General features: G+C 66.5%; 11 protein-coding genes. 5 read left to right on the top strand and 6 right to left on the bottom strand.

Annotated elements, in window-relative coordinates:
• Nucleotides 1–17: 17 nt before the first annotated feature.
• On the bottom strand, nucleotides 18–875 hold the full coding sequence (gene serB, locus IAG39_RS24260; RefSeq protein WP_059374940.1) for a phosphoserine phosphatase SerB: 858 nt from the start codon (nucleotides 873–875) through the stop codon (nucleotides 18–20).
• A 22-nt stretch (nucleotides 876–897) separates the two neighbouring features.
• Nucleotides 898–4,380, bottom strand: coding sequence for a transcription-repair coupling factor (mfd, locus tag IAG39_RS24255; protein ID WP_165867788.1), 3,483 nt, complete (start codon nucleotides 4,378–4,380; stop codon nucleotides 898–900).
• Between the two features lie 29 nt (nucleotides 4,381–4,409).
• On the opposite strand from mfd, the gene ispD reads away from it, so the two are divergent.
• The 3 genes from ispD to IAG39_RS24240 all read left to right on the top strand — a co-directional run bounded on the left by ispD (nucleotide 4,410) and on the right by IAG39_RS24240 (nucleotide 7,814).
• Entirely contained in the window at nucleotides 4,410–5,093 is a 684-nt protein-coding gene (ispD, locus tag IAG39_RS24250; RefSeq protein ID WP_059374938.1) for a 2-C-methyl-D-erythritol 4-phosphate cytidylyltransferase, read from the top strand.
• Entirely contained in the window at nucleotides 5,090–5,581 is a 492-nt protein-coding gene (ispF, locus tag IAG39_RS24245; RefSeq protein WP_059374937.1) for a 2-C-methyl-D-erythritol 2,4-cyclodiphosphate synthase, read from the top strand. Before ispD ends, ispF begins: the two co-directional genes overlap by 4 nt.
• 145 nt (nucleotides 5,582–5,726) lie before the next feature.
• A complete protein-coding gene (locus IAG39_RS24240) occupies nucleotides 5,727–7,814 on the top strand; it encodes a DUF4344 domain-containing metallopeptidase (RefSeq protein ID WP_118931874.1) in 2,088 nt (695 codons plus the stop codon).
• A 75-nt stretch (nucleotides 7,815–7,889) separates the two neighbouring features.
• Here the strand turns inward: IAG39_RS24240 and IAG39_RS24235 are convergent, their stop codons facing one another.
• The 4 genes from IAG39_RS24235 to ompR form a co-directional block, all read right to left on the bottom strand.
• Nucleotides 7,890–8,408, bottom strand: a complete 519-nt coding sequence (locus IAG39_RS24235) for a carboxymuconolactone decarboxylase family protein (protein WP_042796792.1) — start codon at nucleotides 8,406–8,408, stop codon at nucleotides 7,890–7,892.
• A gap of 74 nt (nucleotides 8,409–8,482) precedes the next feature.
• A complete protein-coding gene (locus IAG39_RS24230; protein WP_006389231.1) occupies nucleotides 8,483–9,031 on the bottom strand; it encodes a peroxiredoxin in 549 nt (182 codons plus the stop codon).
• A 55-nt stretch (nucleotides 9,032–9,086) separates the two neighbouring features.
• Nucleotides 9,087–10,481, bottom strand: coding sequence for an ATP-binding protein (locus IAG39_RS24225; protein WP_059374934.1), 1,395 nt, complete (start codon nucleotides 10,479–10,481; stop codon nucleotides 9,087–9,089).
• Nucleotides 10,482–10,515: 34 nt separating this feature from the next.
• Nucleotides 10,516–11,250: a two-component system response regulator OmpR gene (gene ompR / locus IAG39_RS24220; protein WP_013392162.1), complete on the bottom strand. Its 735-nt coding sequence runs from the start codon at nucleotides 11,248–11,250 to the stop codon at nucleotides 10,516–10,518.
• Between the two features lie 142 nt (nucleotides 11,251–11,392).
• Here ompR and tsaB point away from each other — a divergent pair, with 142 nt between their 5' ends.
• Both tsaB and IAG39_RS24210 read left to right on the top strand, forming a co-directional pair.
• A complete protein-coding gene (tsaB, locus tag IAG39_RS24215) occupies nucleotides 11,393–12,643 on the top strand; it encodes a tRNA (adenosine(37)-N6)-threonylcarbamoyltransferase complex dimerization subunit type 1 TsaB (RefSeq protein ID WP_118931873.1) in 1,251 nt (416 codons plus the stop codon).
• Entirely contained in the window at nucleotides 12,640–13,623 is a 984-nt protein-coding gene (locus tag IAG39_RS24210) for a uracil-DNA glycosylase (RefSeq protein WP_118931872.1), read from the top strand. Before tsaB ends, IAG39_RS24210 begins: the two co-directional genes overlap by 4 nt.
• Nucleotides 13,624–13,652 lie beyond the last annotated feature (29 nt).

The following is a 13,652-nucleotide window of genomic DNA, read 5'->3' as shown; positions in this document are numbered from 1 at the left end:
CGCCGGGCGTGACGCGTTCAGCTCTCGAACCAGTTCAGCACCCCGTCCAGTCCCGACACATTCAGCGCGTAGCGCGTCTGCTGACGCACCAGCGGCTTGGCGTGGTAGGCGACGGGGAAGCCGGCGATGCCCAGCATCTTCAGGTCGTTGGCGCCGTCGCCCATGGCGATGATCTGCTCCTGGGAGGCGCCGTGCTGGCGGGCGAACTCGCGCAGGTGGGCTTCCTTGGCGTCGGCGTCGAGGATGTCGCCCAGGACCTTGCCGGTCAGCACACCGTTGGCGATTTCCAGGGTGTTGGCGTGCGCGCTGTCCAGGTTCAGGCGCTGGCGCAGGCGTTCGGTGAAGAAGGTGAAGCCGCCGGAGACCAGCAGCACCTTGATGCCGGCGGCCTGGGCGGTGGAAATCAGGCGTTCGGCGCCGGGATTCAGGCGCAGCTTTTCCGTATAGACCTGTTCCAGCGCATCGGCCGGCACGCCTTCGAGCAGGGCGACGCGGCGGCGCAGGCTTTCGGAGAAGTCCTTGATCTCGCCGCGCATCGCGGCCTCGGTGATTTCGGAGACCTTGTCCTTCAGGCCCGCCACGCCGGCGATCTCGTCGATGCATTCGATGTTGATCAGCGTGGAGTCCATGTCCATGGCCAGCACCTTGCATCCCGACAGCTTCAGGCCGGCGGACAGGAAGGCGGTGTCGACGCCGTGGCGTTCGGCCCAGCCGACGACCTCGGCGCGGGTGGCATCGTCGTGTTGTACGTCGAGCAGGCGGGCGGCGGTGGCGCTGATGCGTGCGACGCCTTGCGCCTGGGCCAGGGCTGCCAGCTGTTCGGCGTGTTCCACGGTCAGGCCGGGGGATTGGACGACAAGGTGATGGGTAGTCATAAAAATCAGTGTGGTTTGACGGTTACTTCAAGGCGCGCAGCACGGCGCGCACGGCGTCGGCGCGGGCCGGAATCTGCGCGGCCTTGATCTCAACCCGCAATTTATCCTGTCCCGCCAGTTTGATGTGACGCTGGCGCTGCACGAGTTCGATGATCTTGCCGGGGTCGACCGAGGTCTTGGGGCCGAATTGCAGCAGCGCCTGGGTTTCGCTGGCGTCGATCTTGACGATGCCCAGGGGCTGGGCGGCCAGGCGCAGGCGGTGCGTGGCGAGCAGCGTCTGCGCGGCCTCGGGCAGCTTGCCGAAGCGGTCGATCAGTTCTTCCTGGATGTGGATCAGGTCGTCTTCGTCCGCGGCGTGCGCCAGGCGCTTGTAGATGCCCAGGCGCGCATGGACGTCGGCGCAATAGTCGGACGGCAGCAGCGCCGGGGCGTGCAGGTTGACTTCGCAGGCCAGGTTGAAGGGCGCGTCCAGGTCGGGTTCTTCGCCGGCGCGCAGCGCGCGCACGGCTTCGTTGAGCATCTCGTTGTACATCGAGAAGCCCACTTCCTGGATGTTGCCGGACTGCGAATCGCCCAGCACTTCGCCCGTGCCGCGGATCTCCAGGTCATGCATGGCCAGGTAGAAGCCCGAACCCAGCTCTTCCATGGCCTGGATGGCTTCCAGGCGCTTCTTGGCGTTGTTGGTGATGGCGTCCTCGCCGGGCGTCAGCAGGTAGGCGTAGGCCTGGTGGTGCGAGCGCCCGACCCGGCCGCGCAGCTGGTGCAGTTGGGCCAGCCCGAAGCGGTCGGCGCGGTGGATCACAATGGTGTTGGCACTGGGCACGTCGATGCCGGTTTCGATGATGGTGGTGCACAACAGCACGTTGTAGCGCTGTTGGTAGAAGCCCTTCATCACCTGTTCCAGCTCGCGCTCGGGCATCTGGCCATGGACCACGGCGATGCGGGCCTCGGGCACCAGTTCTTCCAGGCGGGCGCGGCGGTTGTGGATGGTCTCGACTTCGTTGTGCAGGAAATAGCACTGGCCGCCGCGCTTGAGTTCGCGCAAGAGCGCTTCGCGCAGGGTGCTGCCGTCCTCGCGCCGCACGAAGGTCTTGATGGCCAGGCGCTTTTGCGGCGCGGTGGCGATGACGGAGAAGTCGCGGATGCCTTCCAGCGACATGCCCAGCGTGCGCGGAATGGGCGTGGCGGTCAGCGTCAGCACGTCGACCTCGGCGCGCAGCGCCTTCAAGGCTTCCTTCTGGCGCACGCCGAAGCGGTGTTCCTCGTCGATGATGACCAGGCCCAGGCGCTTGAATTTCACGTCCTTGGACAGGATCTTGTGGGTGCCGATGACGATGTCCACGCGGCCGTCGTTGATGCCTTCGATGGCGGCGGAAACTTCCTTGGCCGAGCGGAAGCGCGACAGCTCCACGACCTTCACGGGCCAGTCGGCGAAGCGGTCGGAGAAGGTCTGCGCATGTTGTTCGGCCAGCAGCGTGGTGGGGCAGAGCAGGGCGACCTGCTTGCCGTTGGCCACGGCCAGGAAGGCGGCGCGCAGCGCGACCTCGGTCTTGCCGAAGCCCACGTCGCCGCAGACCAGGCGGTCCATGGGGCGGCCGGAGGTCATGTCGGCGATGACGGCCTCGATGGCGGCGGCCTGGTCGGCTGTTTCCTCGAAGCCGAAGCCCTCGGCGAAGGCCTGGTAGTCGTTGAGCGGCAGGTTGAAGGCGTAGCCTTCGCGCGCGGCGCGCTGGGCGTACAGCGCCAGCAGCTCGGCGGCGGTGTCGCGGACCTGGCGGGCGGCCTTGCGGCGCGCCTTGTCCCATTGGCCGGAGCCCAGCTGGTGCAGGGGCGCGGCTTCCGGATCGGCGCCGCTGTAGCGGGCGATCACGTGCAGCTGCGACACCGGCACGTACAGCGTGCTGCCGTTGGCGTACTCCAGATGCAGGAATTCCATCCCGCCTTCGCCCATGTCCATGTTGACCAGGCCGTGGTAGCGGCCGATGCCGTGCTGCGCATGGACCACGGGGTCGCCTGCACGCAGCTCGGACAGGTCGCGCACCATGGCTTCGACGTTGCTGGCGCGTTCCTGGTCGCGCTTGCCGCGGCGGCCGGTGGTGGCCAGGCCCGGGTACAGGTCGTTTTCGGTGAGGAAGGCCAGATTGGCCTGGGGCAGCCCGAAGCCGGTGGACAGCGGCGCGGCGACGATGCCGAAATGGGCGTCCGAGGCGAGGAAGGCTTCGATGGTGTCGGGCTGTGCGTCCGGTGTGACGCCGAACTCGTTGAGCATCTGCACCAGGGTCTCGCGCCGGCCGGCGGAGTCGGCGCACAGCAGCACGCGTGTCTGGCCGGCCTGCACCAGCGCGCGCAGCTTGGCGATGGGATCTTCAGAACGCCGCGCCACGCTCACATCAGGCGCCGCGCGGAAGTCCGGGTGCGGCTGGCCGGCGGTCAGCGACAGGCGACGGAAGTCCTTCAGCCGCGCGTAGAGCGTCTCGTTGTCCAGGAACAGTTCGGACGGCGGCAGCACCGGCCGTTCGCGGTCGCTCTTGAGGAAGCCGTAGCGGCTGGAGGTGTCCTGGTTGAAGCGCTGGATGGCATCGTCGATGTCGCCTACGGTGACGGTGACCGTGCCTTGCGTCAGGTAGTCGAACAGGGTCGCCGTTTCCTCGAAGAAGAGCGGCAGGTAGTACTCGACGCCGGCGAACGGAATGCCGTTGCCGATGTCCTTGTAAGGCAAGGCGCGCGAAGGATCGCCTTCGAAGACTTCACGGAAGCGCGCCCGGAAGCGGTTGCGCGCGTCTTCGTCCATCGGGAATTCGCGGCCGGGCAGCAGCTGCACTTCGCGCACCGGGTACAGGCTGCGCTGCGTGTCCACGTCGAAGCTGCGGATGGTCTCGATCTCGTCGTCGAACAGGTCCAGGCGGTAGGGCACCACCGAGCCCATGGGGAACAGGTCGATCAGGCCGCCGCGCAGGCAGAACTCGCCGGGCGCCGTCACCTGGGTGACGTGGTTGTAGTTGGCCAGGGTCAGCTGGGCGCGCAGCGCGGCTTCGTTGAGCTTGTCCTTCTGCTTGAAGGAAAAGGTGTAGGCCGCAAGGAAAGAGGGCGGCGCCAGCCGGTACAGCGCCGTGGTGATCGGCACGGTCAGCACGTCCACCGACTTGGTCATCAGCGAGTGCAGCGTGTGCAGGCGTTCCGAAATCAGGTCCTGGTGCGGCGAGAAGGCGTCGTAGGGCAGCGTTTCCCAGTCGGGCAACTGGCGCACCCGCAGGTCCGGGGCGAACAGCTGGATTTCCTCGGCCAGGCGCTGGGCCTCGACCGGCTCGGCGGTCAGGATGACCAGCGGCGCCGAGGCCTGCCGCGCCAGATCCGCCAGCAGCCAGGCGTCGCCGGACCCTGGCGGGCGCGGCTGCGCATAGCGCGCGCCGGCCTTCAGCGCGGACAGAGTGGGGGCCGTGGCGGGGACGGGAGGCGCGAAGGTAGCGGGGGCGGAGGGGGCTGGCATCAGGCTGGAAGCAGGCATCAAGCGGAAGATTATAAAATCACCGCACCATGTCTGCCTCCCTCATTGCAATCGTGCCCGCTGCGGGCGTAGGGGCCCGCGCCAGCCGGCCCGGGCATGAAACCGTGCCCAAGCAATACCGTCCGCTGTCTGGACAGCCCATGCTGCGCCACGCAGTATGCGCGTTGCTGGCCGATGAACGCATCTCGCAGGTGCGGGTGGCCGTGACGCCCGGCGACGGCTGGGTGGATGCGGCGCTGGCCGGCCTGCCGCGCACCGTGTGGCGCGCCTGCGGCGGCGCGACGCGTGCGGATACCGTGGCGGGTGCGCTGGCCGACAGCGGCGTGGCCGACGATACCTGGGTGCTGGTGCACGATGCTGCGCGCCCTGGGCTGCCTGCGGCCGCGCTGGGCCGGCTGATCGACGCCTGCCTGGCGGACCCCGTGGGTGGCCTGTTGGCGCTGCCCGTGGCGGACACCGTCAAGGGCGGCCACGAGCGCGTGGAGCGCACGCTGGACCGCAACGGCCTGTGGCTGGCGCAGACCCCGCAGATGTTCCGGGCCGGCGTGCTGCGCGATGCGCTGACGGCGGCCTCCGTGAGCGGCGCGGCCGTCACCGACGAGGCCTCGGCCATCGAGGCGGCAGGTTACGCGCCGCTGCTGGTGCCCGGCGCCATGCGCAATTTCAAGGTGACATGGCCGGACGATTTCGAACTGATGGAAAAATGGCTATGAGTATTCCTTTCCGCGTCGGCCAGGGTTTCGACGTGCATGCGCTGGTCGAGGGGCGCCCGTTGATCATCGGCGGCGTCACGATCCCCCACACGCATGGCTTGCTGGGGCATTCGGACGCGGACGTGCTGCTGCACGCCATTACCGACGCGCTGCTGGGCGCCGCCGGCCTGGGCGATATCGGCCGGCACTTTCCGGATACCGACCCGGCCTTCAAGGGCGCCGATAGCCGCGTGCTGCTGCGCGAGGCCATGGCGCGCGTGCGCGCCGCTGGCTGGACGCCAGTGAACATCGACGCCACGCTGCACGCGCAGGCGCCCAAGATCGGTCCGCACGCGCCGGCCATGGTGAAGAACATCGCCGCGGATACCGGGCTGGCCGAGACCGAGGTCAACATCAAGGCCAAGACCAACGAGGGCCTGGGGTACCTGGGCCGCAAGGAAGGCATCGCGGCGACGGTGGTGGCCTTGCTGGCGCGCGCGGCTTCCTAGCTCGCGCGAGGGTTCCGCGGCACCACGGCCGAATGCGCTTTTCCGCTGTTCATTTAGTTTGGATACATCTTTAACAAATGAATAAGCGGGTCGAATTGATCTGGCATATTCTGCGCTACTTCAATTCGACTACTGAGACATTCGGATGCATTTACGTGGCATCGCCCTGGCTTCCATCTTCAGCGCGGTAAGCCTGCCCGCGCATGCGCAGTACGAGCAGCAGTTGGGCCCGCTGGCCGGTGCGGTCAAGCAGCAGATGCTGGAGGGCTGGACCGCTGGCGTGCAGGATGGATGGTTCACCCTGCACAACGCGAACAAGGCCGACAGCGAACAGACCCTGTACATGAATGTCGGGCCGGCGCCGGAATCGGGCCGGGTGACCGACGTCAATGTGGTCGTCAAGTCTCCGAATCCGAAAGCGTCCATCGGCGTGGCGCTGAGCAACCGCGCCAACAAGAGCCTGTGCCTGCTCGAACTCACGGCCGACAAGAACACACTGCTGTTCTGTCTGCAGGGGCAGAACCGCCGTGACATCGCGTCGCTGCCCAACATTGCGAAGCTGGACGGTTCCGACCGCATCAGAGTGGTCGAGCTGCCGGGCGCGGCCCGTTTCATCGTCAACGGCCAGCAGATCGGGGATGTCAGCAATGAGCCCGCCACGAGTTCTGAACTGGGCATCATGGCCTACGACGTAGGCACCTTCGGCGTCGCCGACTTCAAGATCACGATGACTGGCGGCCAATCCGGCGCGGCGCCGGCGGCTGCCGGGACCTTGCCCGCGCGCGGCGGCAACGCAGGCGGGGGCACGGCGCAAAAGCCCCAGGCGCAGGCTCCGGCCGCTGGACAGGGCGGCGGCGACTACAACCCGGCCCTGCCGGGAGAGGGTCCCTATCCGCGCTTTGGCGGCGACACCATGCGCATCGTGTCGGTGTACATCGGCATCATGCGCAGCATCTTCATGCACGAGTTCGGGCACGCCCTGATCGGCGAGCTGGAGCTGCCCTCGACGGGGGCGGAAGAGGACGCGGTCGACATCTACTCGGCGCTGCAGATCGTCGAGCCGACCATGTATCCGTCGGACAACAAGGAAGTGAACACCATGGCGCAGGACGCGGCAAAGTACGCGGCCTTGCAGTGGTACTACAGCGGCAAGGTGGCCGAGCGCAGGGGAGCCGACGCCTCCTCGGCCTGGCAAGACGAGCACACTGGCGACCTGAAGCGTTTTCGCAACATGCTCTGCATCATGTACGGCGGCAACCCCGCCGTGTTCGAGTCCATTGCCAAACACGTCGGGCTGGAGGACCGGACCCGGGCGCGTTGCGCGGATGAATTCAACAAGCAGAACCGCGCCTGGAACAAGATCCTGGCGCCTCACACGCGCGTGGGCACCTGGACGCCCGAAGGCCAGCAGCCGGCGAATGCGCCCGGCGCGCCGGTGAAGGTGGTGTTCCAGCCGTCCAAGCGCAAGATCGGCAACTTGTTTGCGAACAATCTGTCCGAAGCGATCTCGAACAACATCAAGCTGCTGGGCGAGCGCTACGTGCTGCCGCGCCCGGTCAACGTGGTGTTCAAGGACTGCGGCCAGCTCAATGCCTGGTACAGCCCGCGCGAAGGCTCGATCACCATGTGCTACGAACTGATCGAAAACATCGCGGTGATGATTTCCGACATCGAGATGGGCACCGTGGGCGGCGAGGTCGCGGCCCAGGGCGGCGGCGCCCCAGGCTCGGCCCCGCCGCGTCAGCAGCCGGCGCCGGGGCAGGGCCTGCCTGCCAGCGCCATCGACGAGCTGAAGGACTTTGGCGTGCCCGCCACGACCATGCTGTTCACCGCGCCGTACAAGGGGCCGACGCCCAACAAGATCTACCGGGCCCAGGTGATCACGACCGCCGACCTGGTCGGGATGATCAAGAAGGACAAGAATCTCCTGATCGTCGACACCAGCGGGCTGCGCGACACGGTGCCCATCGGTTATCCGCTGACAGATGCGGGTTCGGACGGCAGCGTCACGGATCACCTGCAACAAGGCTTCGACGCCTGGCTGTTGAAGAACAACGGTGGCGATCGCAAGGCGCCCGTCGTGATCCTGGGCGCAGGCATGAACGATCGTTCCGCCTACAACGCGGCGTTGCGCGCCGGCACATTGGGCTGGACCGTGTACTGGTACCGCGGCGGCGTCGAGGCCTGGGTCGCCAACGGCCTGCCGACCACGTCGAGCATGCCGAAGAAATAAGCGATCGACAGCCCTGCATAAGAAAACCCGCCTGCGGCATGCGCCGCAGGCGGGTTTTTTATTGCGCGGGGCCGTTTACTTGCCTTGGGCAGCCAGCGCCAGGGCGGCGGCGTTGACCACGGCGGCAATGCGGCCGGCGTCGCGCAGCTGTTCGGTCGACAGGCCGTCGTTCTTCAGGTTCTCGTAGTGCGAGGCTACGCAGAAATGGCACTTGCCGATGATGGAGGCCACCAGGGCGAACAGCTCGAAGCGCTTCTTCTCCACGCCGCCGTGGGTGGCGTAGGCGTTCATGCGCAACTGGGCCGGCAGGCTCTTCAGTTGGGCGTCGCCGGTCATTTCGACGTAGGGATACCAGGTGTTGTTCATGCCCATGAGGGCAGAGGCCGTCAGCGCGGCGTTGGCGTCGCCTTCCGACAGGCCGCTCTTGAAGGCTTCGACCAGCACCGGGCTGCGCGCGGCATAGGCAGCGGACAGGGCGGCGCCGACGGCATCTTCGGGAGCCAGGGTCGAGCGGGCGATCACGGCGTCCAGATTCAGGCGGATGTCCTTGGCCCAATCCGGCAGTTGTTCCTTAATGGTCGTAAGAAATTCCATAGCTTTTACCTATAATCTAGAGCAGTTAAAGCCCAGCGCAGGACCCGCAATCGGGTCCCGGGCCGGGCTGGAAATTACAGCGTGGCGCCGCCAACCGTACGGTTGCACGGGCACAGCTCGTCGGTTTGCAGGCCGTCGAGCAGACGCAGAACTTCTTCCGGGTTACGGCCGACGTTCAGGTTGTTCACCGAAACGTGCTGGATCGTGTTGTCCGGATCAACGATGAAGGTGGCGCGCAGGGCAACGCCAGCACCCTTTTCACGCACGCCCAGCTGGTCGATCAGGGCGCCGGTGGTGTCGCCGAACTGGTAGTGACCCAGCTTGTTGAGGTCCGGGTGCTCACGGCGCCAGGCCAGCTTGACGAATTCGTTGTCGCTCGAACCGCCCAGCAGGACGGCGTCGCGGTCTTCGAAATCCTTGGCCAGCTTGTTGAAGCCGACGATTTCGGTCGGGCAAACAAACGTGAAGTCTTTCGGGTAGAAGTAGATGACCTTCCACTTGCCGGGGAACGAGCTTTCGGTGATGTCTTCAAACGCCGACACGCCGTTTTCTTCGTGCTGGTTGAAGCCGGGCTTGACGCCGGTGACCTTGAAGGGTTCGAGTTTGTCGCCAACAGTTTTCATGTTTACTCCCAGTTGTTGGTGGAATTAAGGCTGCGCCTCAAACCTTAATTCTACGCTATGGATTTTCGTTGTCTAATTGATAATTCCTAAACTTTGCTTTGGGCAACTCTATCCTTGCGGTCAGGCCGCCGCCCTCGCGCGGCAGCATGCGCAGCGAGCCGCCCACGTGCTTGAGCAGGCGTTCGACGATGGCCAGGCCGAGACCCGCGCCGCTGACGCCGGTGCGTGCCGCCTCGCCGCGCGAGAACGGCCGCAGCAGGCGGTCGACGTCTTCCGGCGCGATGCCGGGACCGCGGTCGGACACCTCGATCACGATCATGGAGCCTTCAGCTTGCAGTGTCATGACCAGATGCGCCATGCCGTCGGCGGAACGGCCGTAGCGTCGCGCGTTCTCGATCAGGTTGCTGACGATGCGCTTGAGGTCCAGCGCCGTGATGCGGGCGCGCAGGCCCGGTTCCAGCGTGGCGTCCAGCTCCCCGCCCAGGGATGCGGTATGGCTGCGTTCGCGTTCGTAGAGCTCGGCCAGCACCGCGGAGATGTCCGTGGCCAGCTGCGGCAAGGTGCCGGCGGGGCGCGCGTACTCCATCAATTGGCCGATGCTGTGGTCGATCTGGCCCAGGTCTTCGTCGATGGCCTGGCGGGCGTCCTCGGACACGCCGCTCAACTCGATCTCGAGTCGCATGCGCGCAAGCGGCGTGCGCAGGTCGTGCGAGATCCCCGCGAGCATCAGCTCGCGGTCGGCCTCCGCCTGTCTCAGGTCCTTGGCCATGCGGTTGAACGAGGCGTTCAGGTCGCGGATCTCCAGCGGTCCCTGCTCGGGCAGGGCAGCGGGAGTTTCGCCCCGCGACAGCACCTGGGCGGCCCGGGCCAGCCGCGATAGCGGCCGGTTGACGAAGCCCACGCTGACCGCGGCTCCCACCAGCGACAGCAATAGCGCCGTGGCGCCCCAGCCCAGCCATTCGATCCCGCCCGTCAGGCCGATCTGCTCGCGCTCGAACACCAGCCAGTAAAGGTCTTTCTCTATCTGGAAACTGACCCAGAAGCCGGGCACCTGGTTGACGCCCCAGGCAATCTGCGTTTCCGGGCCGAAGCGCGTGCGGATGTGCTGGGCAACGCGTTGCCAGTAATCGTCGTCGGGGAGGGCTTCGGCGAAGTCGGTGACTTCGCGCGGATAGACCTGGATGCCTTCGTTGGTGGCCAAGTCCAGCAGCAGCTTGCTGCGCTCGTCGTTATGCGAGTAGATCAGCGCGGTGCGCGTGATATTGACGGCCGTGATCACCCGCTGCGCCATTTGATTGGCGCGCGGTCCCAGCTCCATGCTGAAAAATACTTGTAGCCACGCGCCCAGGCTGACGAGCATCAGCGCGGCGAGCAACAGGAACGTGCGGCCGAACAAGCCGAGCCGCAAACGTGATGTCAGGTTCCTGAAGGTTCTGCGCAAGCGGGGCACGAGGCTGCGCTCCTGCCCGGGGCGGGCGAGTCGGTCAGCTACCACCGTCCGGCACAAACACGTATCCGAGACCCCAGACGGTCTGGATGAATACGGGCTTGGACGGATTCGGTTCGATCAGCTTGCGCAGGCGCGAGATCTGCACGTCCAGGCTGCGATCGAAGGCTTCGTATTCGCGGCCGCGCGCCAGTTCCATGAGCTTGTCGCGCGACAGCGGGATCTTGGGGTGGCGTGCGAACACCTTCAGCACCGAGAATTCGCCGGTGGTGATGGGCACCTGTTCGCCGTTGCGCGTGAGCGTGCGGGTGGACAGGTTCAGCGTGTAGGGGCCGAAGGCGATGGACTCGTTTTCCTGGCTGGGGGCGCCGGGGTGTTCCTCGGTGCCGCGGCGGCGCAGGATCGCGTTGATCCGCGCCAGCAGTTCCCGGGGGTTGAACGGCTTGGACAGGTAGTCGTCCGCACCCATTTCCAGGCCGACGATGCGGTCGATTTCTTCCGCCTTGGCCGTCAGCATGATGATGGGGGTATTGTCGTGACCACCGCGCAGCCGGCGACAGATGGACAGGCCATCTTCTCCAGGCAGCATCAGATCCAGCACGAGCAGGTCGAAATGCTCGCGTTGCCAGAGTTTGCCCATCTCTTTGGCGTCTTCGGCAACGAAAACGTTGAATCCCTGTTCGGATAAGTACCGACGCAGCAAATCGCGCAAGCGCGGATCATCGTCGACGACGAGGATTTTTCGGGTGGGGGTGGTGTTTTGCGTATTCATGGCCGGAAATGTAACAGTGGCAAGAACCAGCGGCTAGTGGGCGTTCACAAGATATTACACATTGCGAACCATGGTTGAAATCCCCCTCGCATCCCCCTGATAACCGGGGGCGGAGTCGCGGTATTTCGTACAATCTGCATCTATGGAACTAAACCTGCTGGCTTTGGAAACTTCTTCGTCCCGTTGCGGCGTGGCTCTGTTGCGGGCGGTCGATGGCCGCCTGGAGGTCAGCGTCAGGGAACATGAAGGCTCCCAGGAGCACGCGGAACGGCTCCTGCCCATGGCCAACGAGTTGCTGGCGGCGTCCGGACTGGCGCCAGCCGCCTTGCACGCGGTGGCTTTTGGCCAGGGTCCGGGCGGATTCACCGGCCTGCGGGTGGCCTGCGGAGTGGCGCAAGGCATGGGCCTCGGCCTGGGCATCCCCGTTGTTCCCATTGTCTCTCATCAGGCGGTCGCCGCACAGGTGGAGACCACCCCGGCGGGCGCGATCGTGGTGGCGCTGGACGCCCGCATGAACGAGGTCTATCTGGCCGTCTACCGCCAGGCGAACATTTCAGATGGCGAAATCTCTTGGGAAGTCCTGCAGGCGCCCTTGCTGATCGCGGCGGCCGAAGTCGTGCCATGGACCGCCCATCACCTGCCGGCCTGGTCGGCGCGCGCGGGCCTGCCGCTGGAACCGGTATTGGCCGGCGATGCCTGGGATGCCTACGCGTCCGAAATGGAATATCCCGGCGCCTGGCGCCGCGCGGACGCCAGGCGCCCGGAAGCGGCCAGCGTCGCCCGTTTGGGGCGGCAGGGCTGGTTGCGGGGCGAGGCCGTGGCGCCCGAGCTGGCCGCGCCGCTCTACGTGCGCGACAAGGTGGCATTCACCACGGCCGAGCGCATGCGCGGCGAAGGCGGTAATCCGAAAGCCCGGCCTTCGCTGGTTCCCTCGGTGCCTCAACCAATGACCGACGCCGACCTGGACGAGGTCGTGGCGCTGGAGGCGCACGTGCAGGCCTTCCCCTGGACGCGCGGCAATTTCGCGGACGCCCTGGCGGCAGGCTACGGCGCCTGGGCGCTGCGGCGCGAAGGCAAGCTGGCGGGGTTTTGCGTGCTCATGTTCGCGCCCGACGTGGCGCACCTGCTGGTGATCGCGGTGGCCAAACCGCTGCACCGCCAGGGCCTGGGCGGCTTGCTGCTGGACTGGTGCGAGCAGCAGGCGCGCGAACGCGGCATGGAGGGCGTGCTGCTGGAGGTGCGCCCCTCCAATGAGTCGGCCATCAGTTTCTACAAACGGCACGGGTATCTGCAAATCGGCGTGCGCCGAGGCTATTACCCGGCCGAGAAAGGCGGCAGGGAAGATGCCCTGGTCATGCAGAAGCGCTTTGCGGCGGATGGAGCGGCGGCATGAGCCAGCCCAACGCAGCGCCGCCGCCGGCCGCGCCCCGGGTCAATCCGCTGCAGCGCATCTGGTTGCGCGAGATCGGCATGGAGCGGCTGTGGCTGCGTCCGGCCCCTGCGCCCAGCAGGCCGACGGCCGAGACGCAAGTCCTTGTTTCGACGCCGGTTTTGCCGGCTGCGGCGCAGATTCCCGTAGCTGAGGCGCCGATTGCGCCGCAGCCCGTTGCGGCTGTCGCGCCGGTCGCTGCCGTCCCGGCGCGCGAGGCAGCGCCCGCCGCCGTAGCGGCGCCTGCGGAACCGACTCCTGGTCGTGCCGGAATACCGACGTCGATCCTGAACCGCAAAGGCCCGCCGCCGCCGCCAGCTCCCAAGGCCGAGGCCGAGGCAGCGCTTCCGCCTCCCGTGCCGGTGGCAGAAGCGATCCGGAATTCCACGCTGGAAGAAATGCACGATCAGGTCGTGGCCTGTTCCGCCTGCGGGCTGTGCAAGGGCCGCCGCAACGCGGTCTTCGGTCACGGCGGCCAGCCCACGCGCTGGCTGGTGGTGGGCGAGGCGCCTGGCGAGCAAGAGGACCGGCAAGGGCAGCCCTTCGTGGGCCGCTCGGGCCAGTTGCTGGACGCCATGCTGTCGTCGGTGTCCATGAGCCGCGAGCGCGACGTGTTCATCACCAACGTCATCAAGTGCCGGCCGCCTGGCAATCGCAATCCCAAGCCCGAGGAAATCGCGGCCTGCAGTCCCTACCTGATGCGCCAGATCGCGCTGCTCAAGCCGGAGCGGATCCTGGTGCTGGGCCGTTTCGCGGCCCAGACGCTGCTGGGCACGGACGCGACCATCGGCAGCCTGCGCGGCCGTATCCACCAGTTGAAGACCGACGAAGGGCGGGAGATTCCGGTGGTTGTCAGCTACCACCCCGCCTACCTGCTGCGCAGCCCCAGCGAGAAGGCGCGCGCCTGGCAGGACCTGCGCCTGGCCGTGGCGCAATTGGCCTGAGCCTGGCTCCATGGTCGTGGGGCAAAGAA

The organism is Achromobacter xylosoxidans (genome assembly GCF_014490035.1).
Lineage (GTDB): Bacteria > Pseudomonadota > Gammaproteobacteria > Burkholderiales > Burkholderiaceae_B > Achromobacter > Achromobacter bronchisepticus_A.
The sequence above is the reverse complement of the archived record's forward strand: the minus strand, read 5'-3'. Positions and strand labels throughout refer to the sequence as shown.